23 protein-coding genes and 7 tRNA genes are annotated in these 25,203 nt (G+C 56.0%); 3 read left to right on the forward strand and 27 right to left on the reverse strand.

Annotated elements, in window-relative coordinates:
* Nucleotides 1-3: 3 nt before the first annotated feature.
* The 3 genes from rlmH to GV764_RS08165 form a co-directional block, all read right to left on the reverse strand.
* A complete protein-coding gene (rlmH, locus tag GV764_RS08155) occupies nucleotides 4-471 on the reverse strand; it encodes a 23S rRNA (pseudouridine(1915)-N(3))-methyltransferase RlmH (protein ID WP_161659722.1) in 468 nt (155 codons plus the stop codon).
* Between the two features lie 3 nt (nucleotides 472-474).
* Nucleotides 475-792: a ribosome silencing factor gene (rsfS, locus tag GV764_RS08160; protein WP_161659723.1), complete on the reverse strand. Its 318-nt coding sequence runs from the start codon at nucleotides 790-792 to the stop codon at nucleotides 475-477.
* A gap of 239 nt (nucleotides 793-1,031) precedes the next feature.
* Nucleotides 1,032-1,652: an adenosylcobalamin/alpha-ribazole phosphatase gene (locus GV764_RS08165; protein ID WP_161659724.1), complete on the reverse strand. Its 621-nt coding sequence runs from the start codon at nucleotides 1,650-1,652 to the stop codon at nucleotides 1,032-1,034.
* 96 nt (nucleotides 1,653-1,748) lie between these two features.
* On the opposite strand from GV764_RS08165, the gene cobD reads away from it, so the two are divergent.
* Nucleotides 1,749-2,834 carry a threonine-phosphate decarboxylase CobD gene (cobD, locus tag GV764_RS08170; RefSeq protein WP_161659725.1) on the forward strand — a complete coding sequence of 362 codons (1,086 nt, stop codon included), beginning with the start codon at nucleotides 1,749-1,751 and terminating at the stop codon, nucleotides 2,832-2,834.
* Here the strand turns inward: cobD and nadD are convergent.
* Genes nadD through leuS form a run of 4 tightly spaced genes read right to left on the reverse strand, consistent with a single transcriptional unit; the run spans nucleotide 2,806 to nucleotide 7,664 of the window.
* Nucleotides 2,806-3,453: a nicotinate-nucleotide adenylyltransferase gene (nadD, locus tag GV764_RS08175; protein WP_161659726.1), complete on the reverse strand. Its 648-nt coding sequence runs from the start codon at nucleotides 3,451-3,453 to the stop codon at nucleotides 2,806-2,808. The two genes, cobD and nadD, sit on opposite strands and share 29 nt — an antisense overlap.
* Complete coding sequence (gene holA, locus GV764_RS08180; RefSeq protein WP_161659727.1) at nucleotides 3,446-4,477, reverse strand: DNA polymerase III subunit delta; 1,032 nt, start codon at nucleotides 4,475-4,477, stop codon at nucleotides 3,446-3,448. The genes nadD and holA overlap by 8 nt, the downstream gene beginning before the upstream one ends.
* The gene (gene lptE / locus GV764_RS08185; protein WP_161659728.1) at nucleotides 4,477-5,067 is read right to left on the reverse strand and encodes an LPS assembly lipoprotein LptE; all 591 of its coding nucleotides are present in this window, start codon (nucleotides 5,065-5,067) and stop codon (nucleotides 4,477-4,479) included. The genes holA and lptE overlap by 1 nt, the downstream gene beginning before the upstream one ends.
* A 14-nt stretch (nucleotides 5,068-5,081) precedes the next feature.
* Nucleotides 5,082-7,664: a leucine--tRNA ligase gene (gene leuS, locus GV764_RS08190; protein WP_161659729.1), complete on the reverse strand. Its 2,583-nt coding sequence runs from the start codon at nucleotides 7,662-7,664 to the stop codon at nucleotides 5,082-5,084.
* Nucleotides 7,665-7,892: 228 nt separating this feature from the next.
* Between leuS and GV764_RS08195 the strand changes: the two genes are divergently transcribed.
* Entirely contained in the window at nucleotides 7,893-8,375 is a 483-nt protein-coding gene (locus GV764_RS08195) for a zinc ribbon-containing protein (RefSeq protein ID WP_161659730.1), read from the forward strand.
* Nucleotides 8,376-8,431: 56 nt separating this feature from the next.
* On the opposite strand, the gene GV764_RS08200 is transcribed toward GV764_RS08195, so the two are convergent.
* The 9 genes from GV764_RS08200 to miaB form a co-directional block, all read right to left on the reverse strand.
* Nucleotides 8,432-9,157: an amino acid ABC transporter ATP-binding protein gene (locus tag GV764_RS08200; RefSeq protein ID WP_125294557.1), complete on the reverse strand. Its 726-nt coding sequence runs from the start codon at nucleotides 9,155-9,157 to the stop codon at nucleotides 8,432-8,434.
* Nucleotides 9,157-9,831, reverse strand: a complete 675-nt coding sequence (gene gltK / locus GV764_RS08205; protein WP_161659731.1) for a glutamate/aspartate ABC transporter permease GltK — start codon at nucleotides 9,829-9,831, stop codon at nucleotides 9,157-9,159. The genes GV764_RS08200 and gltK overlap by 1 nt, the downstream gene beginning before the upstream one ends.
* Nucleotides 9,831-10,571 (reverse strand): amino acid ABC transporter permease, encoded by a 741-nt coding sequence (locus GV764_RS08210; RefSeq protein WP_161659732.1) that lies wholly within the window; start codon nucleotides 10,569-10,571, stop codon nucleotides 9,831-9,833. Before GV764_RS08210 ends, gltK begins: the two co-directional genes overlap by 1 nt.
* A 199-nt stretch (nucleotides 10,572-10,770) precedes the next feature.
* Nucleotides 10,771-11,691, reverse strand: coding sequence for an amino acid ABC transporter substrate-binding protein (locus tag GV764_RS08215; protein ID WP_161659733.1), 921 nt, complete (start codon nucleotides 11,689-11,691; stop codon nucleotides 10,771-10,773).
* A 354-nt stretch (nucleotides 11,692-12,045) separates the two neighbouring features.
* The gene (lnt, locus tag GV764_RS08220; RefSeq protein WP_161659734.1) at nucleotides 12,046-13,584 is read right to left on the reverse strand and encodes an apolipoprotein N-acyltransferase; all 1,539 of its coding nucleotides are present in this window, start codon (nucleotides 13,582-13,584) and stop codon (nucleotides 12,046-12,048) included.
* Nucleotides 13,585-13,588: 4 nt separating this feature from the next.
* Nucleotides 13,589-14,467, reverse strand: a complete 879-nt coding sequence (corC, locus tag GV764_RS08225) for a CNNM family magnesium/cobalt transport protein CorC (protein WP_125294551.1) — start codon at nucleotides 14,465-14,467, stop codon at nucleotides 13,589-13,591.
* 95 nt (nucleotides 14,468-14,562) lie between these two features.
* Nucleotides 14,563-15,030 (reverse strand): rRNA maturation RNase YbeY, encoded by a 468-nt coding sequence (ybeY, locus tag GV764_RS08230; RefSeq protein WP_161659735.1) that lies wholly within the window; start codon nucleotides 15,028-15,030, stop codon nucleotides 14,563-14,565.
* On the reverse strand, nucleotides 15,027-16,088 hold the full coding sequence (locus tag GV764_RS08235) for a PhoH family protein (protein ID WP_201743105.1): 1,062 nt from the start codon (nucleotides 16,086-16,088) through the stop codon (nucleotides 15,027-15,029). The genes ybeY and GV764_RS08235 overlap by 4 nt, the downstream gene beginning before the upstream one ends.
* A gap of 199 nt (nucleotides 16,089-16,287) precedes the next feature.
* The gene (gene miaB, locus GV764_RS08240) at nucleotides 16,288-17,712 is read right to left on the reverse strand and encodes a tRNA (N6-isopentenyl adenosine(37)-C2)-methylthiotransferase MiaB (RefSeq protein ID WP_161659737.1); all 1,425 of its coding nucleotides are present in this window, start codon (nucleotides 17,710-17,712) and stop codon (nucleotides 16,288-16,290) included.
* 147 nt (nucleotides 17,713-17,859) lie between these two features.
* On the opposite strand from miaB, the gene ubiF reads away from it, so the two are divergent.
* Nucleotides 17,860-19,035 carry a 3-demethoxyubiquinol 3-hydroxylase gene (gene ubiF / locus GV764_RS08245; RefSeq protein WP_161659738.1) on the forward strand — a complete coding sequence of 392 codons (1,176 nt, stop codon included), beginning with the start codon at nucleotides 17,860-17,862 and terminating at the stop codon, nucleotides 19,033-19,035.
* A gap of 93 nt (nucleotides 19,036-19,128) precedes the next feature.
* Here the strand turns inward: ubiF and GV764_RS08250 are convergent.
* The 11 genes from GV764_RS08250 to nagA form a co-directional block, all read right to left on the reverse strand.
* Nucleotides 19,129-19,203 (reverse strand) — tRNA-Gln (locus GV764_RS08250).
* Between the two features lie 38 nt (nucleotides 19,204-19,241).
* Nucleotides 19,242-19,316: transfer RNA gene (locus tag GV764_RS08255), tRNA-Gln, on the reverse strand.
* Between the two features lie 5 nt (nucleotides 19,317-19,321).
* A tRNA-Met gene (locus GV764_RS08260) sits at nucleotides 19,322-19,398 on the reverse strand.
* A gap of 29 nt (nucleotides 19,399-19,427) precedes the next feature.
* Nucleotides 19,428-19,502: transfer RNA gene (locus tag GV764_RS08265), tRNA-Gln, on the reverse strand.
* 35 nt (nucleotides 19,503-19,537) lie between these two features.
* A tRNA-Gln gene (locus tag GV764_RS08270) sits at nucleotides 19,538-19,612 on the reverse strand.
* Between the two features lie 20 nt (nucleotides 19,613-19,632).
* Nucleotides 19,633-19,717: transfer RNA gene (locus GV764_RS08275), tRNA-Leu, on the reverse strand.
* 7 nt (nucleotides 19,718-19,724) lie between these two features.
* A tRNA-Met gene (locus GV764_RS08280) sits at nucleotides 19,725-19,801 on the reverse strand.
* Between the two features lie 248 nt (nucleotides 19,802-20,049).
* Complete coding sequence (gene asnB, locus GV764_RS08285) at nucleotides 20,050-21,714, reverse strand: asparagine synthase B (protein WP_161659739.1); 1,665 nt, start codon at nucleotides 21,712-21,714, stop codon at nucleotides 20,050-20,052.
* A 284-nt stretch (nucleotides 21,715-21,998) separates the two neighbouring features.
* Nucleotides 21,999-22,751 carry an HAD-IIA family hydrolase gene (locus GV764_RS08290; RefSeq protein ID WP_125294545.1) on the reverse strand — a complete coding sequence of 251 codons (753 nt, stop codon included), beginning with the start codon at nucleotides 22,749-22,751 and terminating at the stop codon, nucleotides 21,999-22,001.
* Nucleotides 22,752-22,812: 61 nt separating this feature from the next.
* Nucleotides 22,813-24,033, reverse strand: coding sequence for a DNA-binding transcriptional regulator NagC (gene nagC / locus GV764_RS08295; protein WP_161659740.1), 1,221 nt, complete (start codon nucleotides 24,031-24,033; stop codon nucleotides 22,813-22,815).
* A gap of 8 nt (nucleotides 24,034-24,041) precedes the next feature.
* Nucleotides 24,042-25,190: an N-acetylglucosamine-6-phosphate deacetylase gene (nagA, locus tag GV764_RS08300; RefSeq protein WP_161659741.1), complete on the reverse strand. Its 1,149-nt coding sequence runs from the start codon at nucleotides 25,188-25,190 to the stop codon at nucleotides 24,042-24,044.
* Nucleotides 25,191-25,203: the final 13 nt, after the last annotated feature.

The raw sequence follows: 25,203 nt of genomic DNA on the forward strand, positions 1-25,203 counted from the left end.
CGTTTACTCACGATGGTAAGGGTGGTTGGTGGTAATGCTCCACGCCCGATAAAGGCTTTCTGCGACCAGAACACGCACCAGCGGGTGCGGCAGCGTCAGCGCAGAGAGCGACCAGCTCTGTTCGGCAGCGGCTTTACAGGCTGGCGATAACCCTTCCGGGCCACCAATAAGCAGACTCACGTCTCGACCATCCAGCTTCCAGCGTTCCAGTTCATTGGCAAGCTGCGGCGTATCCCACGGACGGCCTGGAATATCGAGCGTGACAATGCGATTTTTGCCTGCTGCAGCCAACATCATTTCGCCCTCTTTATCGAGAATGCGTTTAATGTCGGCGTTTTTGCCCCGCTTTCCCGCCGGGATTTCGATCAGTTCGAACGGCATGTCTTTCGGAAAGCGGCGCAGATATTCGGTAAAACCGGTTTGCACCCAGTCAGGCATTTTGGTGCCAACGGCGACCAGTTGCAGTTTCACGCCTTAACTCCAGAGCTTTTCGAGTTCGTACAGACGACGGCTCTCTTCCTGCATGACATGCACAATCACATCACCCAGGTCGACAACGATCCAGTCTGCCGCGCTCTGGCCTTCAACGCCGAGCGGCATCAGGCCGGCATGGCGGGATTCGCTCAGCACGTGGTCGGCAATGGACATCACGTGGCGCGTAGAAGTACCGGTACAGATGATCATGCAATCCGTAATGCTGGATTTACCCTGAACGTCGATAGCAACGATATCCTGACCTTTCAGGTCGTCGATTTTATCAATAACAAAATCCTGGAGTGCTTTACCCTGCAAGTGTTCCCCCTGGGAATATGAACGCTGATGATGCCGCCGGGAGCGCATCAAACTCAATGAGATAACAGCGGCGACACGCCGGCTGTATGAAGTGGGCTATCATCCCACCGCTGACATGAGTTTGCATCGCCATTTTTGTAAAACAATTTAGAAAATGGCCGTCGGCGGGAGAAAGTCTGGCAGCGGAGGATATCAGCCTTATATAGCCTGTCAATACGCAACGGCTCGCCAGAAGAAAATCAGACGTCTCCACCCGGGTGAATAACCGCTGCCGCCCGGTTATTCAGGGTACGCAGGGTGACAAAATCCTGCTGGATTTCCACCATGCTCCAACTGCCTTGTTCGATCATAAAATGCCACAGTGAGGGCGGCGGCATCCCCATCAGCGTGGCGATGAGCAGACTCAGCACGCCCTGATGGCTAACCACCAGAATATTTTCCTGCGGCATGGCGCGCAAATCCCGGGAAAGCGCCAAAATCCGCTGTGAAAAATTGTGAAAGCCTTCGCCATTGGTGGGGACAGTGTTTTGCCAGTCCCGGCACCAGGCGGCATAGGTAATGGCGTCTTCACGCTGCAAATCAAGATGGTGGCGCATTTCCCAGTCGCCAAAATGCATCTCATTGAGCAACGGATTGGTTTCAATGGCCCGGTCGCGGCCCTCCAGCACCAGGTGAGCGGTATGCTGCGCCCGCCCCAGCGCGCTACTCAGCACCCGATCGAAAGGCACCGCCTGAAGCAGTTGTCCGACCTGCGTCGCCTGACGAATGCCCTGCTCGGTGAGCGCGGTTTCACTACGTCCGCTGTACAACCCGGCGACGTTCGCCTCGGTTTGTCCATGTCTTACCAGCCACAGTTTCATGCCTTGCTCCTTAATTCACCGCTATTGAGTCTACCATCAGTCGCCGCCTGGCGCAGGCTTTGGGGTAAGATGGCGTTTTACGATGACGGAGGCGAGATGTTTACCAGCAATCATGGCGGCAATATTCGCGAAGCGGGGGCGCTGGCCGGTGTGGATCCGGCGCAACTGATTGATTTCAGCGCCAATATCAATCCGCTCGGGATGCCCGCCACCCTGAGGCGCGCCATAATTGAAAATCTCGACGCGGCGCAGCGCTATCCGGATCCGGAGTATCTGGCGCTGCACCAGGCGCTGGCGGCGCATCACGACGTGCCGCTGAACTGGCTGATGGCGGGCAATGGCGAAACCGAACTGATTTTTCAGCTGTTGGCCCATCTCGCGCCCCGTCATGCGCTGCTGCTGACGCCGGGTTTTGCCGAATATCGCCGGGCGTTGAGCCGGGTGGGGTGCCGCATTACCGACTATCCGTTAACCGAAGCAGACGGCTGGCAGCCGGACAGCCGGTTGCTTTCGGCCCTGACGCCGGACCTTGACTGCCTGGTATTGTGTACGCCAAACAATCCCACCGGATTGATGCCGGAACGCGAGTTGATGCAGGCGATCGTTGCCCGCTGTGCAGAACACGGTATCGCGCTGGTGGTCGACGAGGCGTTTATCGACTTTATACCCGATGCTACCGGCTGCACCGACTGGCTTGCGGATCATCCCAACCTGTGGATTTTGCGCTCTCTGACTAAGTTCTACGCCATTCCCGGCCTGCGGCTGGGCTACGTAATTAACAGCGACGAGCAGCGCGTATCGGCGTTACGGGCCAGTCGCGAACCCTGGACCATCAACGCTTTCGCGGCGCTGGCAGGGGAAATCGTCCTGAATGACGCCGCGTATCAGCAGGCGACTTTTCACTGGCTGGAAATGGAACGGCATTTTTTATGGCAGGCGCTCAATGCGCTGCCGTCGATCACCGTGTGGCCAGGAGAGGCGAACTATCTGTTTTTCCGCTACGACGGTGAGCGGGATTTGCAGCGCCGGTTGCTGGCGCAGCATATTTTAATCCGCAGCTGCGCGAATTATCCGGGGCTGGACCCGCGTTATTTCCGGGTGGCGGTGAAAAGCCGGGCAGACAACGAGGCGCTGATCGCCGCGTTAACAGCAATCAGTCGCGATACAAACCGTGGCGCGTGATGTAGTCCATCACCGGGCCGGGAACGAGATCGTCGCAGGGCTGGCCGTTCTGCAGACGCTGGCGGATGTCGGTGGCTGAAATCGCTAACAGCGGCGTGTCGGCAAGAAAAATCTTCCCGGCGGGCAGGGCGTGGAGTTCGCCTGCATCGGTTGCCAGATGCTGTTCCAGCCAGCGCTGCTGTTCGGCATCGGGCATGGTGAGAGGATAACCCGGGCGGCGACTCACCAGCAGGTGGCAGCAGGCGAGAATATCGGCATAGCGATGCCAGGTTTGAAACGCCAGCAGCGAGTCCTGGCCGATAATAAACCCCAGCGGCTGCGCAGCGCCCTGTTCAGCACGCAGCGCTTCCATGGTGTCGGCAGTCCATGAGGGCATAGCGCGTTGCAGTTCCCGGTCATCGAGTTCGAACAGCGCATGGTTGTGGATCGCTGCTTCAATCATCGCTTTACGCTGGGCGCTGCTGGCCTCGGGCTGAGGCCGATGGGGCGGCACGTTATTAGGGATAATCACCACTTTTTGCAAACCCACCTGCCGCGCGAGCGCTTCTACCGGCTTGAGGTGCCCAAAGTGAATGGGATCGAACGTCCCACCGTAATAAGCAAGCAGCGCCTTAGCCATGGATAAACACATCCGGCAAGGCTTTATGGCACAGCAGCAGGGATAATCCTTCCAGCTCCTGCCATACCGATTGGCCATAATCCTGTTTTAGCGTCAGTTCGATCCGCGTGAGCAGGCTGACCGCCTGGCGCAGCTGATCGTCACTCAACCGGGCTAGCGCTTCGCTCAGCAGCGTGCGGCGGTTTTGCCAGACCCGATGCTGATCGAACAAATTACGCAGCGGCGCGTGTTGCGACTGGCGTTTAAGCGTGACCATCAGCAGCAGTTCCCGTTGTACGGTGCGCAGCAGGATCACCGGTTCGCTACCCTCCAGCCGTAGCTGTTGCAGAATGTGCAGCGCACGTTTGCTTTTGCCGGCCAGCAACGCATCCACCCAGTGGAACGGCGTGAAATGCGCGGCGTCGTTAACCGCCTGTTCCACGCGGGGCAGGGTGAGTTTGCCATCGGGCCACAGCAGCGCCAGCCGGTCCAGCGCCTGGGCCAGCGCCAACAGGTTGCCTTCGTAGCAGTAGCAGAGTAACTGGCAGGCCGCGTCATCCAGCGTGAGCTGACGGCTTTTCGCCCGGTTAGTCACCCAGCGCGGTAGCTGCGCCTGTTCGGGCGTCTGGCAGTTTACCATCACGCCGCGGCTGGACAGGGCGGTACACCAGGCGGCATTTTCCTGGGCTTTGGTGAGCTTCACCGCACGCACCACCAGCAGCAGATCCTCGTGCAGCAGGTTGACCAGCTCGGCTAATTTATCGTTAATCGCCGCGTTGGGGCCGTTGTCGGGAAGGATCAGCAGCAGCGTCTGGCGGCTGGCAAACAGGCTTAGTGCGCGGGTGATCGAGAAAATCTCTTCCCAGTCGGTTTGCGCATCGATCTGGCGGGTATGGTGTTCGTCGAAGCCTTGCTCCTGCGCGGCCTGACGGATGGCGTCCTGGCTTTCCTGCAGCAGCAGCGGATCGTTTCCGGTCAGCAGATACGCCGCGCGCAGCCCTTCTTTGAGCTGCGCGCGGAGTTGTTCAGGCCAGACTCTGACCATTACTGAGCGGAAAGCGTGGTGGAAACGCGGCCCGACGAGGTCGTCGTGCTGCTCTGCTGGGTGGTCGGCGCTTCAGATTTGGTGGCTTCCAGATCTTTTACCTGTACCGACATCAGCTTACGGATCAGTTGTTCCGCCGCGCGATCATACATTTCCTGGATAATGATGTCCTGTTCGGCATCTTTCGCCAGCGCGGTGAGTGGGTTATCGAAGAACGAGCGGAACACTTTGGTGCTGATCGGGTAAATATCGTGGCCCGGGATCAGCACTGTAGCATTGACCGTCATCACCATCTGATACTCCGCCGTACGGCCATCCTGGAACACCGACGCGGTATCCTGAGATATCAATGCGCCGCCAAGGCGCAGAGACGGAATGTCTTTCCGCACTTTACTCGGCTCAACTATTTCTACACCGTTCAGACGCAGCTGCTTACGCACCGCGCGGCTTAAGGGGCCATACGGGTCACCTGAATCCAGGATCAGCGTATGCATTTGCTCAGGCACCTGGGTGGTGCCGCGCAAGTGCCAGCCACATCCGGCGGTCACCAGTACCGCCAGGCTCACTATCAGAGTGATGAGATATCGCACGCTTCCTCCTGTGCTTAGCCAACAACCAGGTTAAGCAATTTACCCGGTACGTAAATCACTTTACGTACAGTTACGCCTTCAAGGTACTTCGCGACCAGATGTTCCTGAGCGGCGCGCTCGCGCACCTGTTGTTCAGTGGCATCGGCCGGAACGGTAATTTTACCGCGCACTTTGCCGTTAACCTGCACGACCACCAGACGGGAATCTTCCACCATGGCGCTTTCATCCGCCTGCGGCCACGGCGCGTTATCGATATCGCCCTCGCCATTCAGTTCCTGCCACAGCATAAAGCAGACATGCGGAGTGAACGGGTACAGCATGCGCACCACGGCCAGCAGGGCTTCACGCATTAACGCGCGGTCCTGATCGCTTTCCTGCGCCGCTTTCACCAGCTTGTTCATCAGTTCCATGATCGCGGCGATGGCGGTGTTGAAGGTCTGGCGGCGGCCGATATCATCCGTCACTTTCGCGATGGTTTTGTGGATATCGCGACGCAGCGCTTTTTGATCTTCGGTCAGCGCAGCGACGTCCAGATTGCCCGCAGCGCCCTGCGCCGTGTGCTCGTAAACCAGGCGCCAGACGCGTTTCAGGAAGCGGTTAGCCCCTTCAACGCCGGATTCCTGCCATTCCAGCGTCATATCTGCCGGAGAGGCGAACATCATAAACAGACGCACGGTATCCGCGCCGTAACGCTCAACCATCACCTGCGGGTCGATGCCGTTGTTTTTCGACTTCGACATTTTGCTCATGCCAGCATAGACCAGTTCGTGGCCCGCTGCGTCGGTGGCTTTAACAATACGGCCTTTATCATCACGCTCAACGATGGCGTCTACCGGGGAAACCCAGTTGCGCTCGCCGCTTGCGCCCACGTAGTAGAACGCGTCCGCCAGCACCATCCCCTGGCAGAGCAGCTGTCTGGCAGGCTCGTTGGAGTTCACCATACCGGCATCGCGCATCAGCTTGTGGAAGAAGCGGAAGTACAGCAGGTGCATGATCGCGTGTTCGATACCGCCGATATAAATATCCACCGGCAGCCAGTAGTTGGCGGCATTGGAATCGAGCATGCCTTTGTCGTACTGCGGGCAGGTGTAGCGCGCGTAGTACCAGGAAGACTCCATAAAGGTGTCGAAGGTGTCGGTTTCACGCAGCGCAGGCTGACCGTTAACGCTGGTTTTCGCCCACTCCGGGTCGGCTTTGATTGGGCTGGTGATGCCGTCCATTACCACATCTTCCGGCAGGATCACCGGCAGCTGATCTTCCGGGGTCGGCATTACGGTGCCGTCCTCCAGGGTCACCATCGGGATAGGCGCGCCCCAGTAACGCTGACGGGAAACGCCCCAGTCGCGCAGACGGTAGTTAATTTTGCGCTCGCCGACGCCTTTGGCGGCCAGTTTGTCGGCAATGGCGTTAAACGCTTGTTCAAACGGCAGGCCGTCGAATTCACCCGAGTTGAACAGTACGCCTTTTTCAGTCAGCGCCTGTTGCGACAGATCCGGCTCGGAGCCGTCCTGCGCCAGGATAACCGGCTTGATCGCCAGACCGTATTTGGTGGCGAATTCCCAGTCGCGCTGATCGTGGCCCGGAACGGCCATCACGGCACCGGTGCCGTATTCCATCAGCACGAAGTTTGCGACCCATACCGGTACCGCTTCGCCGGTCAGCGGGTGGATGGCGTTGAAGCCGGTCGCCATGCCTTTTTTCTCCATCGTCGCCATGTCGGCTTCGGCAACTTTGGTGTTACGGCATTCCGCAATGAAATCGCCCAGCGCCGGGTTGGTCGCCGCGGCAGCCTGCGCCAGCGGATGGCCCGCTGCCACGGCCAGATAGGTCACGCCCATAAAGGTGTCCGGGCGGGTCGTGTAAACCGTCAGCTTATCGGCGCGGTTTTCCACGTCGAAGGTGATCTCCACGCCTTCGGAGCGGCCGATCCAGTTGCGCTGCATGGTTTTGACGGTGTCTGGCCACTGATCCAGTTTATCCAGATCGTTCAGCAGCTCATCAGCGTAGGCGGTGATTTTGATAAACCACTGCGGGATCTCTTTACGCTCGACTTTGGTGTCGCAGCGCCAGCAGCAGCCGTCGATAACCTGCTCGTTCGCCAGTACGGTCTGATCGTTCGGGCACCAGTTCACCGCGGAGGTTTTCTTGTACACCAGCCCTTTTTTATACAGCTCGGTAAAGAACTTTTGCTCCCAGCGGTAGTATTCCGGGGTACAGGTCGCCAGCTCGCGGCTCCAGTCGTAACCGAAGCCCAGCATTTTGAGCTGGTTCTTCATGTAATTGATGTTGTCGTAAGTCCACGGCGCGGGCGCGGTGTTGTTTTTCACCGCTGCGCCTTCCGCAGGCAGACCGAACGCATCCCAGCCGATCGGCTGGAGCACGTTTTTGCCCAGCATGCGCTGGTAACGGGCAATCACATCGCCGATGGTGTAGTTACGGACGTGACCCATGTGTAGTCGACCAGAAGGATAGGGAAGCATCGACAGGCAGTAATACTTCTCTTTGCTCTCGTCTTCAGTCACTTCGAATGTGCGCTTCTCTTCCCAGTGATGCTGTACGTGGGATTCAATCTCTTCCGGGCGATATTGCTCTTGCATGGCAGCCAGTGGTCCTGTTTTCATTGCCGCTACGTAGGTAGCATGTATGAGTGTGATTAAGATCGGCATAGCATAGCCGATTCGACTGCGGCAAAACAGCCTTTGATTGGTTTCCCTGTTGCCTCCGACCTTTGCATTCCTTTACCTGCGATGTGCGTCGGCTAACATAGCCAGCCGGGATTAACGTCTATCATTAGAAGACGTTACCCGACCAGGAGAAGTGCTGAAATGAACAAGGTTGCTCAATTTTATCGTGAACTGGTGGCGACATTAACCGAACGTTTACGCAACGGTGAGCGGGATATCGATGCGCTGGTGGCCAGCGCGCGCCAGCAGATGGCGCAAACCGGCGAGCTCACCCGCACAGAAGCTGAAGAGGTAACGCGCGCGGTGCGGCGCGATTTAGAGGAATTCGCCCGCAGTTACGGCGAAAGCCAGGAAGAGTTCACCGACAGCGTATTTATGCGGGTCATTAAAGAGAGTATCTGGCAGGAGCTGGCAGACATCACCGACAAGACCCAGCTGGAATGGCGCGAAGTGTTCCAGGATTTAAACCACCACGGGGTTTATCACAGTGGGGAAGTGGTTGGTCTTGGCAATCTGGTGTGTGAAAAATGCCATCACCATCTGGCGTTTTATACCCCGGAACCGCTGCCGCTGTGCCCGAAATGCGGTCACGATCAGTTCCAGCGCAGGCCGTTTGAGCCGTAATAAACAAACATTAAAAAAGGAGCAGCCTGGCTGCTCCTTTTGGTTTCTGCGGACGATTAATGCAGGATTTTCGCCAGGAAGTCTTTGGCGCGTTCCGATTTCGGGTTGGCGAAAAACTCCTCCTTCGCCGAATCCTCAACGATTTTTCCTTCATCCATAAAAATCACCCGGTTAGCCACTTTACGGGCAAAGCCCATTTCGTGGGTCACCACCATCATGGTCATGCCTTCGTTGGCCAGCTCCACCATCACGTCGAGCACTTCATTGATCATTTCGGGGTCGAGCGCGGAGGTCGGTTCGTCAAACAGCATCGCCACCGGATCCATGCACAGCGCGCGGGCAATGGCCACACGCTGCTGCTGGCCGCCGGACAACTGCGCCGGGTATTTCTCGCCGTGCGCCGATAACCCGACGCGCTCCAGCAGTTTTACCGCTTTCTGACGCGCCGCCGCTTTATCGCGCTTGAGCACTTTCACCTGCGCCAGGGTCAGGTTTTCGATAATCGACAGGTGCGGGAACAGTTCAAAGTGCTGAAACACCATGCCTACGTGAGAGCGTAGCTCGGCGAGGTTGGTTTTCTTGTCGTTGACTTTGGTGCCGTTAACGATGATTTCGCCTTTCTGAACCGGCTCAAGGCCGTTCACCGTTTTAATCAGCGTGGATTTCCCGGAGCCGGACGGCCCGCATACCACCACCACTTCGCCTTTGGTCACTTCCGTTGAACAGTCGGTCAACACCTGAAATTGACCATACCATTTAGAAACATTTTTCAGGGAAATCATTATACCGTCCTTTTCTTCAGCCAACTGACCAGCAGCGACGCACTTAAACTAATGATGAAATATACGCCACCTGCAAACAGGATCATTTCGACCTGAGTCCCGTCGCGCTCGCCAATCGTGGAGGCGGTACGGAAGAAGTCTGCAAGGCTTAATACGTAAACCAGCGAGGTGTCCTGGAACAGCACGATGCCCTGGGTTAACAGCAGCGGCACCATGGCGCGGAACGCCTGCGGCAGAATAATCAGCTTCATGGATTGCCAGTGGGTCATGCCCAGCGCCAGCGCGGCGTTGGATTGTCCACGGGAGATGCTCTGAATACCGGCGCGGATGATTTCCGAATAGTAGGCGGCTTCAAACATCGAAAACGCCACCATGGCGGAAATCAGGCGGATATCGGTTTTCGGGGATAACCCCAACACGTTTTGCAGGAAACCCGGCACGATCAGATAAAACCACAACAGTACCATCACCAGCGGAATCGAGCGGAACACGTTCACGTAGCTGGTGGCGAACCAGGCGACAGGTTTAAAGCTCGACAGGCGCATGACTGCCAGCAGGGTGCCCCAGATAATCCCGATAATCACCGCCGTGACGGTGATTTTCAGCGTAATAACCAGTCCATCGAGCAAATAGGGGAAGGAGGGAACAATCGAACTCCAGTCAAATTCGTACATTATTTGCTCCCCAGATTGCCGGGCAGGCGGATTTTGCGCTCTACCACATTCATCACCAGCATAATCAGGGTGTTAATAAACACATATGCTAACGTAATCGCCGTGAAAGATTCCCAGGCGTGCGCCGAGTAATCCAGCAGTTTGCCGGCCTGCGCCGCCATATCCACCAGCCCGATAGTTGAGGCGATGGCGGAGTTTTTCACCAGGTTCATCATTTCTGAGGTCATCGGCGGCACGATCACGCGATAGGCGTTGGGCAGCAGCACATAACGGTAGGCCTGCGGCAGTGTGAGACCCATCGCCAGGGCGGCGTTTTTCTGGCCGCGCGGCAGCGACTGGATCGCGGCGCGGACCTGCTCGCACACGCGTGCGGCGGTGAACAGGCCCAGGCAGATCATCGACGACAGGAAAAACTGCACGTTGGGATCGAGCTCAGCTTTAAACCACATCCCCAGATCTTCAGGCAGCAGTTCCGGTACCACCAGATACCAGGTAAAGAACTGAACGATCAGCGGAACGTTACGGAACAGTTCGACGTAGCAGGTCCCGATCCCGGAGAGGAAACGGTTTGGGACGGTACGCAGGATGCCAAACAGGGAGCCGACGAGGAAGGCAATAATCCAGGCTGTGATCGACAGCGCGACCGTAACCTGAAAACCACTCCATAGCCAGCCCAGATAGGTGGTGTTGCCGAACGGGGCGGGCTGTAAAAAAATACCCCAGTTCCAGTCTATAGACATACGTTACTCCAAAAAAAATAAGGGTAGCCTGGCTACCCTCGAAGATTGCTACGAAGCCTTCTCCGCTGTTTCCTTATTTGACTCGCTGGAAACGAGAGGAGTGTTCACGCCGGATGGGGAACGGCCATCCGACGCAGAGTCTGTCCGGGCTGTCGAAACAATCGAGAGGGCAGGATGTCCCGCCCCTTAATGGTTGTAATTAGTTCAGTGCTTTATCGTTAGGCTCTTTGAACAGCGCTTTCATCTCATCAGAGAGTTCAAAGTTCAGGTTCAGGTTTTTCGGTGGGATCGGGTTCTTAAACCACTTGTCGAACCATTTTTCCGCTTCGCCGGAGGTCTGCGCCTGGGCGATGGTGTCGTCCATCAGCTTTTTGAACTCAGGATCGTCTTTACGCAGCATACAGCCGTAGGCTTCTTCGGACTGCGCTTTACCGACGATTTCCCACTGATCCGGTTTCTTCGCTTTCGCGCGTTCGCCAGCCAGCAGGGCGTCATCCATCATAAATGCCACCGCGCGGCCGCTTTCCAGGGTACGGAACGAGTCACCGTGGTCTTTGGCGCTGATAATGCGCATATCCATTTTCTGCTCGTCGTTCAGCTTGTGCAGCAGAACTTCAGAGGTGGTGCCGGAAGTGACGACAACCGCTTTGCCTTTCAGATCCGGGAAGTCCTTAATATCGCCGCCTTTCTTTGCCAGCAGACGGGTGCCCACCACAAAGATGGTGTCGGAGAAGGCTGCTTGTTTCTGGCGCTCAAGGTTGTTAGTGGTGGAGCCGCATTCGAAGTCAAAGGTGCCGTTTTGCAGCAGCGGGATACGGTTCTGGGAGGTGATTGGAATCAGTTTAACCTGCAGATCAGGCTTGTTCAGTTTCTTCTTCACCGCTTCAACGATAGCGTTGGAGTAATCCTGAGAATAGCCGACCACTTTTTGCTGATTATCGTAATAAGAAAACGGTACGGAAGATTCGCGATGGCCCACGACGATAACGCCATTTTTCGCGACTTTCGCCAGCGTACCTTGCTGTGCGGCAGCGTCAGCGGTTTTTGCCTCTTCGGCGTGGGCTAACCCTGCGCCCAACCCCATGACTAACATTGCTGCGGCCAGTTTACGTAATTGCATATCCAACTCCTTATCGTAGCGCCATCGGCGCCAGTGATAACCCATGTGAGTGTTTGTGTTGTTTTTATTGTTGCACTACTGCGCAACATTGTGTCTGCTTGTTAACATTTAGCCTGGCTGAATGTAAAGGTTTTGCTATTTATTTGTTTATTTTTGCGAAGTGCGCCGCACCATTTAAAGGCAAATCTCGCGCGTTGCACCGATATAGTGCTGCGGTTGATCCGTCGTGGTGCAACCCGCTTTCACCGGCTTCGTCCGAAAAGGAAATTTGCAAAGTGCCTGATAATATTAAGCAATCGTCGTGCCAGAAATAAAAAAGGCCAGCAAAGCTGGCCTTAAAAAGTGTAGAGCGGTTTAAAGATTTTTGCGGCGCAACGCGACGATCAACGCCATAAAGCTCATCACGCCAGTGAGCAGCCACAGGGGCCAGTGGCCGAAGCGGGCATAAGGAGTAATACCGCGGGCAGGCGTTACCTGGGCGGTTAATACTTCACGGGTAAACTGCGGGATCATCTTCTGTACTTCGCCGGTTGGGCTAATCACGGCGGTCACGCCGTTATTGGTGCTACGCAGCAACGGGCGCGCCAGCTCCAGCGCGCGCATCCGCGCCATCTGGAAGTGCTGCCACGGACCGATGGAGCGGCCAAACCAGGCGTCGTTGGAAATGGTCAGCAGGAAATCGGTGTCCGGCCGGAAGTTATCGCGCACCTGCTCGCCAAGGATGATCTCATAGCAAATCGCTGCGGTCATTTTAAAGCCGTGGGCCAGCAGTTGCGGTTGCTGATACGGACCGCGGCTGAACGACGACATCGGCAAATCGAAGAACGGCGCCAGCGGACGCAGGATCGATTCCAGCGGTACAAATTCACCGAACGGCACCAGATGATTCTTGTTGTAGCGGTTCGGGGAATTGTAGCTGTACGGGTTATCCGCGCCCAGGGTAATAATGGTGTTGTAAGTGTCGTAGCGATTCTGCTTGTTGAGACGCGCGTCCACCAGGCCGGTAATCAGGCTGGTATTGTGCTCGCGCAACATGCCGTCCAGCTCGGTCAAAAAGCGCTGCTGATTGATTTCCAGATCGGGGATCGCCGACTCCGGCCAGATAATCAACTGGGACTGGCCCATTTTCGGCTCGGACGCGTTGAGATAGATGCGCAACGTATTCAGCAGTTCGCTTTCATCCCACTTCAGCGACTGGGGAATATTCCCCTGCACCAGCGAGACGTTAAGCTGGCGCTCCGGCAACAGTTGATACCACTGGATATAACGCAGCGGGAAGGGCAGCGCAAAAAGCACCACGGCGAAGATGGCTGGCGCAATATGCCGACGCGCCAGCGCCAGTACCATCAAACCGCTGACCATCATCAGCAGAAAGTTAATCCCTTCCACGCCGGTAACCGGCGCCAGGCCTTTAAGCGGGCCATCCACCTGGCTGTAACCGAACTGTAGCCACGGGAAGCCGGTCAGCACCCAGCCGCGTAAAAATTCCGTTACCTGCCAGACCACCGGCGCGGCAATTGCCACGCGCCAGGCGTTGGTTTTCGGCCACAGTTTACCCAGCACGCCCGCGAACAGGCCGGTGTACAGCGAGAGATACGCAGCCAGCAACACCACTAAAAAGACGTTGATCGGGCCAGGCATCCCGCCGAACTGGGCGATACTCACGTAAACCCAGTTAATACCGGTGCCAAAGAGACCCAGCCCCCAGAAAAAACCAATCCAGGCGCTTTGCAGCGGGCGGCGGTTGAGCGTCAGGCCCTGCAAGCCGATCAGCGAGATCAGCGCGGCGGGCCAGAAGTCATAAGGAGAAAAAGCCAGCGTTCCGCTGGCTCCCGTTAACAGCGCCAGCAGCAAGCGCACGCGCTGGCGTTCAAACAATGCAGAAAAGCGCATTCCATTACTCTTCAAGTTTGGGGGAAGGCGAGTCGTCCGGAATTTTTACATGAACCTGGATAATGCGTCGGCTGTCCGACATGGCGACCTTAAACTGGTAGCCGTCGATTTCAACAGTTTCGCCGCGCGCCGGTAAATGGCCGAACGCCTGCATCACCAGGCCGCCAATGGTATCGACCTCTTCATCGCTAAACTGGGTGCCGAAGGTTTCGTTGAAATCTTCGATTGGCGCCAGGGCGCGAACGGTCCAGGTGTGGCGACTCAGCTGACGAAAATCGAGATCCTCTTCTTCGTCATATTCGTCTTCGATTTCACCCACAATCAGTTCCAGAATGTCTTCGATGGTGACCAGGCCGGAGACCCCGCCAAACTCATCAATGACAATCGCCATGTGGTAACGCTGAGAACGGAACTCTTTCAGCATGCGGTCAACCCGCTTGCTTTCCGGCACAACCACCGCCGGGCGTAACACTTTTTCCATACTGAACGGCTCGGCATCGCTGCGCATAAACGGCAGCAAATCTTTCGCCATCAGAATCCCTTCAATGTGATCTTTGTCTTCGCTGATGACCGGGAAACGCGAGTGGGCGGATTCGATGATCACATCGAGACATTCGTCCAGGCTCTGGTTGCGTTTAACGGTGACCATCTGCGAGCGCGGGATCATGATGTCGCGAACCCGTTGGTCAGCGATATCCATTACCCCTTCAAGCATATCGCGGGTATCCAGGTCGATAAGCTCGTTTTGTTCGGAATCACGGATCAGTGCCAGTAACTCTTCACGGTTTTTGGGTTCGCCGTGGAAAAGCTGGCTCAGTAAAAGGGAGAAGAATCCCTTCTTGCTGTTAAGCGTGTCACTACTGTGTGAATTATCGTCGCTCATGGCGTCTGGTACAGGACCTCATGTTGGTTTGATCGTGCCGTCGCCGGAAAACACACGGCGGCGGCCTGGGTGCAGGGGCAACATTGCCTCACTGCTTACTCTTTCTCGGAAATGTACGGATCGCTAAAGCCCAGAGCAAGCATTATCTCTGTTTCCAGCCCTTCCATTTCTTCGGCTTCGTCGTCTTCGATATGGTCATAGCCCAGCAGATGCAGGCTGCCATGGATGACCATATGCGCCCAGTGGGCGTCCAGCGGCTTCACCTGCTCAATCGCTTCACGCTCCACCACCTGGCGGCAAATGATCAGATCGCCTAACAGCGGCAGCTCGATTCCCGGCGGCGCTTCAAAGGGAAACGAGAGCACGTTAGTGGGCTTGTCTTTGCCGCGATAAGTCAGATTCAGGTTGTGGCTTTCCGCTTCGTCCACCAGACGAATGGTCACTTCCGCCTCTTCCTGAAATTGAGGCAGTACCGCTTCAAGCCAGGCCTGAAACTGTGTTTCGTCCGGTAAACCGGAGGTGTCTTCACAGGCCAGCTGTAAATCCAGAATCACCTGGCTCATGGCTGCTCCTGCTGACCCGCAGCCTGCGCCAGCGCTTCGCGCTTGCGTTCCGCCGCCTGTTCCGCTTTACGCTTCTGATCGGCTTCTTCCCAGGCTTCATAGGCGTTAACAATGCGCGCGACCACCGGGTGGCGCACCACGTCTTCGCTGTGGAAGAAGTTAAAGCTGATCTCTTCCACTTCGCTCAGCACTTCGATGGCATGGCGCAGGCCGGATTTCATGTTGCGCGGCAAGTCGACTTGCGTCACGTCGCCGGTAATCACCGCTTTCGAATTAAAGCCGATACGCGTCAGGAACATCTTCATCTGTTCGATGGTGGTGTTCTGGCTCTCGTCGAGGATGATAAACGCGTCGTTGAGGGTACGGCCACGCATATAGGCCAGCGGAGCCACTTCAATCACGTTGCGCTCCATCAGCTTCTCAACGCGCTCAAAGCCGAGCATTTCGAACAGCGCATCGTACAGCGGGCGCAAATACGGGTCGACTTTCTGGCTGAGATCCCCTGGCAGGAAGCCGAGTTTCTCACCCGCTTCTACCGCCGGACGGGTCAACAATATACGGCGAATTTCCTGGCGCTCCAGCGCATCCACTGCCGCAGCCACCGCCAGATAGGTTTTACCGGTCCCTGCAGGGCCGACGCCAAAGGTGATGTCGTGGTCGAGAATATTGGCGATGTATTGCGCCTGATTTGGCGTGCGCGGTTTAATCACGCCGCGCTTGGTCTGTATGTTGACCGCTTTGCCATAGTCCGGCACGCTTTCCGCGTTCTGCTCCAGCACGCGGAACTCTTTGATCGCCAGGTGGATTTGTTCGGGCTCAATGTCCTTGATCTTGCCACGCATCGGCGCCGTATCCACGTACAAATGGCGAAGAATATCCGCCGCAGCGCTGACGCTCAGGCTACGTCCGGTGAGTTTGAAGTGGTTGTCACGACGATTAATTTCGATGCCGAGGCGCCGTTCGAGCTGTTTGATATTGTCGTCAAACGGTCCGCAAAGGCTAAGCAGACGTTCGTTATCTGCAGGTTCCAGGGTGAATTCACGTGTTTCGATATTCAAACTTATCCTCTTGGTCACACAGGGCCAGTTAGGTGAACAATATGCGTGCTGATTTTCTCAGGCTTAAGGAAATTATTCACGGCGTGGGAAAAAGGCGCAAGCTTCAGGCCTGATATTTGGGTAACAGCGTGCAATTACAAGGGCGGGGCAGTGCAAAAGCCCCGATATACTGCGAGCGACGCAGCATATCGGGCGAGAATTATGGCTGGTAAATACCTACGCCGATTTCATTCTCTTTACGGGTGCGGGCAATCACCGATTCCGGGGATTCGACGATACGTAAACCCATCTCTTCTTCGGTGCGTATCACCGTACCGCGCAGCGAGTTTGGAAACACGTCGGTGATTTCCACATCGACGAATTTACCTACCATATCCGGCGTGCCTTCAAAGTTCACCACACGGTTGTTCTCGGTACGGCCAGAGAGTTCCATAATACTTTTACGCGAGGTGCCTTCCACCAGGATACGCTGAACGGTGCCTGCCATCCGGCGGCTCCAGGCCATCGCCTGCTGGTTGATGCGTTCCTGAAGAATATACAGGCGCTGTTTTTTCTCCTCTTCCGGCACATCGTCCACCATATCGGCGGCTGGCGTACCCGGACGTGCGGAGAAAATAAAGCTGTAGCTCATGTCGAAATTCACATCGGCAATCAGCTTCATCGTCTGCTCGAAGTCCTGCTGGCTTTCGCCCGGGAAGCCGACGATAAAGTCAGAGCTGATCTGGATATCCGGACGCGCGGCGCGCAGTTTACGGATAATCGCTTTATATTCCAGCGCGGTGTGGGTGCGGCCCATCAGGTTAAGTACGCGGTCTGAACCGCTCTGCACCGGCAGGTGCAGGAAGCTCACCAGCTCCGGGGTGTCGCGGTACACTTCCACGATGTCATCAGTAAATTCAATCGGATGGCTGGTGGTGAAGCGAATGCGGTCGATGCCGTCAATGGCCGCCACCAGACGCAGCAGGTCGGCAAAACTGCCCTGAGTACCGTCGTAGTTTTCCCCGCGCCAGGCGTTCACGTTCTGGCCCAGCAGGTTGACTTCACGCACGCCCTGCGCCGCCAGTTGGGCGATTTCAAACAGGATATCGTCGCACGGACGGCTGACTTCTTCGCCGCGGGTATAAGGCACCACACAGTAGGTGCAGTACTTGTTACAGCCTTCCATGATCGACACAAACGCCGTTGGGCCGTCGGCGCGCGGTTCAGGAAGACGGTCAAATTTTTCGATTTCCGGGAAGCTGATGTCCACCACCGGGCTGCGATCGCCACGTACGCGGTTGATCATTTCCGGTAAACGGTGCAGGGTCTGCGGCCCAAAAATAATGTCCACATAGTGGGCGCGCTGGCGAATGTGATCGCCTTCCTGCGACGCCACACAGCCGCCGACGCCGATAATCAGTTCCGGGTTCTTTTCCTTAAGCGCTCTCCAGCGACCCAGCTGATGGAAGACTTTTTCCTGAGCCTTTTCACGGATTGAGCAGGTGTTGAGCAACAACACATCCGCTTCTTCCGCCACGTCGGTCAGTTGATAGCCGTGAGTGGCATCCAGCAGATCGGCCATCTTCGATGAATCGTATTCGTTCATCTGACAGCCCCAGGTTTTGATATGGAGTTTTTTTGTCATCGACATGCTCATTGCTTAAGTTAACCGCCGTAATGCAGGGCGCGTATTGTAATGCTTTGACGCTGCCGTGACCAGTGGCGAGGATTGCGACGCCAGCCACCCGAAAATCCGGTAAACTGAATCAACTGCGTTTAAGGATAAATGACCATGGCAAATCAACCAACTGAAGTCGCCGTTATCGGCGCAGGCATGGTGGGCGCCGCAATTGCACTGGGGCTCGCGCAAAACGGTTTTCAGGTCAGCGTAATTGAACATGCGCCGCCCGCGGAATTTGACCCGGCGTCGCCGCCTGACGTGCGTATTTCGGCGATTAGCGCGGCTTCCGTGGCGCTGCTGAAGCAGCTGGGCGTATGGGATGACATTCTCGGCATGCGCGCCCACGCCTGGCGACGGCTGGAAACCTGGGAGTGGGAAGCCTCCCACGTGGCGTTTGACGCCTCGGAGCTGAAGCTGCCGGAGCTAGGCTTCATGGTAGAAAACCAGGTCCTGCAACGGGCGCTGTGGGCGGCGCTGGCGCAGCATCCCTGCGTCACGCTGTACTGCCCGGCGGCGCTTACCCAGATGCATCGGCATAATGACGTCCATGAACTGACCTTTGAAGATGGCTCCCTGCTGGAGGCGAAGCTGGTCATCGGTGCCGATGGCGCGAATTCACGGATCCGCGAGTGGGCCGGTATCGGTATTCACGCCTGGAACTACCAGCAGTCCTGCCTGTTGATGTCGGTGCGCTGCGAAAGCGACCCTGGCGACAGCACCTGGCAACAGTTTACCCCGGACGGCCCGCGCGCTTTCCTGCCGCTGTACGATCACTGGGCATCGCTGGTGTGGTACGACAAACCGGCGCGTATTCGCCAGTTGCAAAGCATGTCGATGGAACAACTGGGCCGGGAGATTGCTCTGCATTTCCCACGGCGCGTCGGTAACGTTACTCCACACGCCTGCGGCGCGTTTCAACTGACCCGTCGTCACGCGCTGCGTTATGCCCAACCGGGCCTGGCGCTGGTGGGCGATGCGGCGCATACCATCCATCCGCTGGCGGGGCAGGGCGTCAACCTGGGTTATCGCGACGTGGACGCGTTGCTGGACGTGCTGGTGCGCGCCCGTAGCCACGGCGAACCCTGGGCGAGCTATGAGATCTTGCGCCGTTATCAGATGCGCCGCCAGGGGGATAACTTCCTGATGCAAAGCGGTATGGATCTGTTCTATGCCGGGTTCAGCAACGATCTGCCGCCAGTGAAACTGCTGCGCAACCTTGGCCTGATGGCGGCTGAACGCGCGGGCGTACTGAAACGCCAGGCGCTGAAGTATGCGTTAGGGCTGTAACAGCGTTTTATGCCGTCCTTATTGAAGCTAAGAACGGCATATTTCATGGATCGCAGAAAACAAAAAGCTCGCCGAAGCGAGCTTTTTAAAGAGTGGCTGGGGTACGAGGATTCGAACCTCGGGATGGTGGAATCAGAATCCACTGCCTTACCGCTTGGCGATACCCCAACAGGGTGCGGTTGCTGATGCAATCCGTCTTTTAAAATTGGCTGGGGTACGAGGATTCGAACCTCGGAATGGTGGAATCAGAATCCACTGCCTTACCGCTTGGCGATACCCCAAAAGATGGTGGCTACGACGGGAATCGAACCTGTGACCCCATCATTATGAGTGATGTGCTCTAACCAGCTGAGCTACGTAGCCATGTTGTATTTCTACCAGCCGAAACTGACTGGCTGGGGTACCTGGATTCGAACCAGGGAATGCCGGTATCAAAAACCGGTGCCTTACCGCTTGGCGATACCCCAATGACACTGTGCATAAGCACAATCGTCAGAAAAGGTGGCTGGGGTACCTGGATTCGAACCAGGGAATGCCGGTATCAAAAACCGGTGCCTTACCGCTTGGCGATACCCCATCCGTGCAACGTGAAGATAATGGTGCGGGAGGCGAGACTTGAACTCGCACACCTTGCGGCGCCAGAACCTAAATCTGGTGCGTCTACCAATTTCGCCACTCCCGCAAAAAGATGGTGGCTACGACGGGAATCGAACCTGTGACCCCATCATTATGAGTGATGTGCTCTAACCAGCTGAGCTACGTAGCCATCTTTTTTTTGCGTTACCTTATCGGCGTTGCGGGGCGCATTATGCGTATTGGACCTTGCAGCGTCAACACATTTTTTCCCGAAAAGCGCCTGATAATCGCTGTTTGACTAGCTTGCGAACAGCTTGGCGAAATATCCAGCAGTTATTGGTTATTTAACACGTGGCTTGCTGATAATTAACGTTTTCAGCACCCGCAACGCGCCATAAAAAAGGAGCCTGAAAGGCTCCTTTTTAGGCAGGCTACCGGTTACTTGTAGGCTGACTGATGCACGCCAACCGCGCGGCCTGACGGATCGTTCATGGTTTTGAACGCTTCATCCCATTCAATCGCTTTGGCGGAAGAGCAGGCCACAGACGGGCCGCCAGGGACGCACTCCGCTGCGCTCGGCACCGGGAACAGCTCTTCGAAGATTTCACGGTACAGGTACGCTTCTTTAGAAGACGGCGTATTGTACGGGAAACGGAAACGCGCAGTTTCGAGCTGCTGATCGCTCACCTGTTGGGCCGCCACTTCTTTTAAGGTGTCGATCCAGCTGTAGCCGACGCCGTCGGAGAACTGTTCTTTTTGACGCCACGCCACGCTTGCCGGCAGGTAAGATTCAAAACATTCGCGCAGCACGTGTTTTTCCATTTTGCCGTTGCCACACATTTTATCCTGCGGATTGATGCGCATTGCCACGTCGAGGAATTTCTTATCCAGGAACGGAACGCGGGCTTCCACGCCCCAGGCAGACATCGCTTTGTTGGCGCGGGCGCAGTCAAACATATGCAACGCCTGCAGCTTACGCACGGTTTCTTCGTGCAGCTCTTTGGCATCCGGCGCTTTATGGAAGTAGAGATAGCCGCCGAAGACCTCATCGGAGCCTTCGCCTGACAGCACCATTTTAATGCCCATGGCTTTAATCTTACGCGACATTAAATACATCGGCGTTGAGGCGCGAATAGTGGTCACGTCATAGGTTTCAATGTGGTAAATCACATCGCGGATGGCATCCAGGCCTTCCTGCACGGTGAAGTGAATTTCATGGTGCACGGTGCCCAGGTGATTCGCGACTTCCTGCGCAGCTTTCAGATCCGGCGCGCCTTTCAGGCCGACGGCAAAAGAGTGCAGCTGTGGCCACCAGGCTTCGCTGCGCTCTTCATCTTCCACGCGGCGGGCGGCGAATTTTTTGGTAATGGCGGAGATCACCGAGGAGTCGAGACCGCCGGAAAGCAGCACGCCGTAGGGAACGTCAGACATTAAATGGCTCTTAACGGCATCTTCCAGAGCCTGACGCAGGGCGTTTTTATCGGTAACGTTGTCTTTAACCGCATCGTACTCAAACCAGTCGCGCTGATAGTAAGAACGGATCTCGCCATCCTGGCTCCACAAATAGCTGCCTGCCGGGAACTCTTTAATGGTGCGGCATACTGGCACCAGCGCTTTCATTTCTGAGGCGACATAGAAGTTGCCGTGTTCGTCGTGGCCCATATACAGCGGGATAATACCGATATGGTCGCGGCCAATCAGGTAGGCGTCTTTTTCGCTGTCATACAGGACGAAGGCGAACATGCCCTGCAGGTCATCGAGGAATGCCGGGCCTTTTTCCTGATACAGCGCCAGGATCACTTCACAGTCAGAACCGGTCTGGAACTGATAGCGGTCGCCGTATTCGGCGCGCAGGGCCTGATGGTTGTAGATCTCGCCGTTCACCGCCAGCGCGTGGGTTTTGGCTTCGTTGTACAGTGGCTGTGCGCCGGCGTTGACATCAACAATCGACAGACGCTCGTGGGCGAGAATGGCTTTATCGCTGGCGTAAACGCCAGACCAGTCCGGCCCGCGGTGGCGCATCAGGCGAGACAGTTCCAGCGCTTTTTTACGCAGCTCGCCTGCATCAGTTTTAATATCCAGTACACCAAAAATCGAACACATAGACTTCTCCATTAACCTGGCGGTGATGTTGTTGGCCGGCAGACGGCGCGCTTTACCGGGCCGTTTGCGTTGCTATGGCTAAGAAAATGCCGCAAACCGGACCGTGCTGGCAAGGCTTTTCCGTTTACTTTGGTGAAAAGTTCAGTGAGGGTTGCGGATCGTTAAAAAAAGGACAGTATTTAAACGCAGTTATTGATGGTTTCTCAATAAAAAGACGTTTTTATTAGATGGGGTATTTTAATGCGGCGATAAAATAACAAAGCCACGATAATCGTGGCTTTGGCTCAGATAACATCGATTTCCGCGACGGAGGGATAAATCCATGAAGGCCGGAACGGCATGGCGTCAATATCATTCAGGGTGGAAACCCCGGAGAGCACCAGAATTGTTTCCAGGCCGGCCTGGAAGCCCGCCAGAATATCGGTACGCAGGTTATCGCCAACAATCACCGTCTGCTCGGAATGGGCCTGCATCTTATTCAACGCGGCGCGGATGATCCACGGGCTCGGTTTACCGACGTAAAACGGTTTACGCCCGGAAATTTTTTCAATCCCGGCGCACAGCGCGCCGCAGGCTGGGTAGAAGCCGCGACCGTGGGTATCGGGGTTAGTGGCGATAAAACGCGCGCCGTTAGCCACGAAGAACGCGGCTTTATGCATCATTTCCCAGTTATAGGAACGGGTTTCACCCACAATCACGAAGTCCGGATTAATATCGGTGATAGTGAAGCCGGCTTTGTACAACTCATGGATTAACGCGCCTTCGCCTACCACATAGGCTTTTTTGCCTTCCTGGCGGCGCAGAAAGTCTGCGGTGGCCATGGCGGAGGTGTAAAACACGCTGTCCGGCACGTTAATGCCCGCAGAAGCGAAACGGTTGGCGAGATCCTGGCCGGTTTGCGACGGATAGTTAGTCAGCAGCACCAGCGGCAAGCCTTTCTCCAGAATACGGGTCAGGAATTCGCTCGCGCCGGGGACGGCCACGTTATCGTGCATCAGCACGCCGTCAATATCACAAATTACGTTCTGAATGGTCATGGACTACTCTGGTCTGCCTGAAAGATAAGAACTAACTATAACGGAAATGGCTCTGGCGATTTCAACTTTCCAGCAAACGTTGCAGCATTATCCCGTTCAGCATTGCGCGTTTAACCAGGGCGAATGCGCCAATGGCTGAGCGGTCGTCGAGGGATGAGCGTACCACCGGCAAATTTTTACGAAACGCCTTGAGTACCTGGGTGTTGATGCAGCTTTCAATAGCGGGTAGCAGCACTTTTTCCGCGCTGATGATTTCGCCTGCGATAACCACTTTCTGCGGGTTAAATAAATTAATCGCAATAGCGACGGCTTTGCCAAGATGACGTCCAACATGCTCAATCACTTCACTGGCCAGCGGATCGCCACGGTTGGCGGCTTTGCAGATCGCATCAATATTACAGTCGTCAACGGTCAGGCGGCTCTGGTAGCCACGTTCCAGCAGATGACGCACCCGCGCTTCAATGGCGGCGTTGGCGGCAATGGTTTCCAGACAGCCAAAGTTACCACAGTGGCAGCGTTCTCCCAGAGGATCCACCTGAATATGGCCGATTTCACCGACGTTGCCGTTGCGGCCAATAAAAATCCGGCCATTGGAGATGATGCCAGCGCCGGTGCCGCGGTGTACGCGCACCAGAATAGAGTCTTCACAGTCGCGGGTTGCACCGAAATAGTGCTCAGCCAGGGCCAGGCTGCGAATATCGTGGCCTACGAAGCAGGGGAGATTAAAGCGTTTTTCGAGCTTTTCGACCAGCGGCCAGTTTTCTACCTCTATATGCGGCATATAACGCACTACGCCGGTATCCGGGTCGACCAGGCCTGGCAAAATAACAGAAATAGCGATCAGTTCACGGATTTTGCGCAGGTTATTTTCGCTGAATTGAGCGATGGCGTTGAGCAACGCATCTTCCAGCGTTTCCTGCGTGCGTTCGGGCAGGGCAAAATGCTCTTCCGCCAGCGCTTTGCTGCTGAGATCGAACAGCGTCAGCGTAGCATCATGGCGGCCCAGCCGCACACCGATAGCCTGAAAGCCACGGGTTTCGGTAATGATTGAGATTGCGCGGCGGCCCCCGGTGGAGGCCTGCTGATCGACTTCTTTGATCAACCCGCGTTCAATCAACTGGCGTGTGATTTTGGTGACGCTGGCGGGCGCGAGTTGGCTCTGTTCGGCAATCTGAATGCGCGAAATCGGTCCGTGTTGATCGATTAGGCGATACACCGCCGCGCTGTTCAGTTGTTTTACCAGATCAACATTACCAATTTGAGCCTGTCCGCCAGTTGTCATGCCTGTTCTTACTCTGTGACGACCTCGTTACCATTAACGATGGTCTTGATAATTTTGTAATCGCGGGTAAAGGCGGTCAGGTTGGCCACTTTCCCGGCTTCGATTGTGCCGAGATCTTTATCCACGCCCATTGCGCGAGCCGGGTAGAGTGACGCCATGCGCAGCGCTTCGTCCAGCGCGATGCCGACATGCTCAACAAGATTATGCACGCCTTCAATCATGGTCAGTGCAGAACCGCTGAGGGTGCCGTTCTCATCCACACACAGCCCGTTGCGGTAGTATATTGTTTTACCGGCAAAAATGAACTGATCGATATCAGCACCGGCCGGGGCTGTGGCATCGGTGACAAGGCAAAGTTTATCGCCCTTGATCTGCTTGGCAATACGGACATTGGCGTAGTCGACATGCAGACCATCGCCGATAATACCGCAGTACAGCTCTGGCTCATCGAAAATCGCGCCCACCAGGCCCGGTTCGCGGCCGGTAATATACGGCATGGCGTTAAATAAGTGGGTGGCAAAGCCAATGCCTGCGCGGAAGCCGATTTTGGCTTCTTTATAAGTCGCGTTGGAGTGTCCGGCGGAAACGATAATGCCTGCCGCCACCAGTTGGCGAATAAACTGCGAATCGACCTGCTCAGGCGCCAGCGTGACTTTGGTAATCACATCGGCATTTTCACACAGGAAATCAACCAGTTCGGCATCAGGTTTGCGCACGTAATCCGGATTGTGCGTGCCTTTTTTCACCAGATTCAGCCAGGGGCCTTCAAGATGGAGGCCCAGCGCCTGGTGCGGGTGTTTGGCCAGGTATTCACGCATCACGCGAATACCTTGCTTCATTAATTCGTCACTACTGGTAATCAGCGTGGGAAGATAGCTGGTGCAGCCGGATTTCTCATTGGCGGCCTGCATAATTTCCAGCGTTTTCACTGTGACAGCCTCGGCGGTGTCATTAAACTGGACGCCGCCGCAGCCGTTAAGCTGCACATCAATAAAACCGGGGGCAATTATGGCACCGCCGACGTCGCGCTGTTCAATGCCGGATGGGACATCGGCAAGCGGACAAACGCGTTCAATCAGGCCATTCGCGATAACAATCGCGTGGTCGTCCAGAACTTCATGGCCGGTATAAATGCGGCCGTGGATTAATGCGTACATAGTGACCCCCGGT

This window comes from Atlantibacter hermannii, from assembly GCF_009907385.1.
GTDB classification, from domain to species: domain Bacteria; phylum Pseudomonadota; class Gammaproteobacteria; order Enterobacterales; family Enterobacteriaceae; genus Atlantibacter; species Atlantibacter hermannii_A.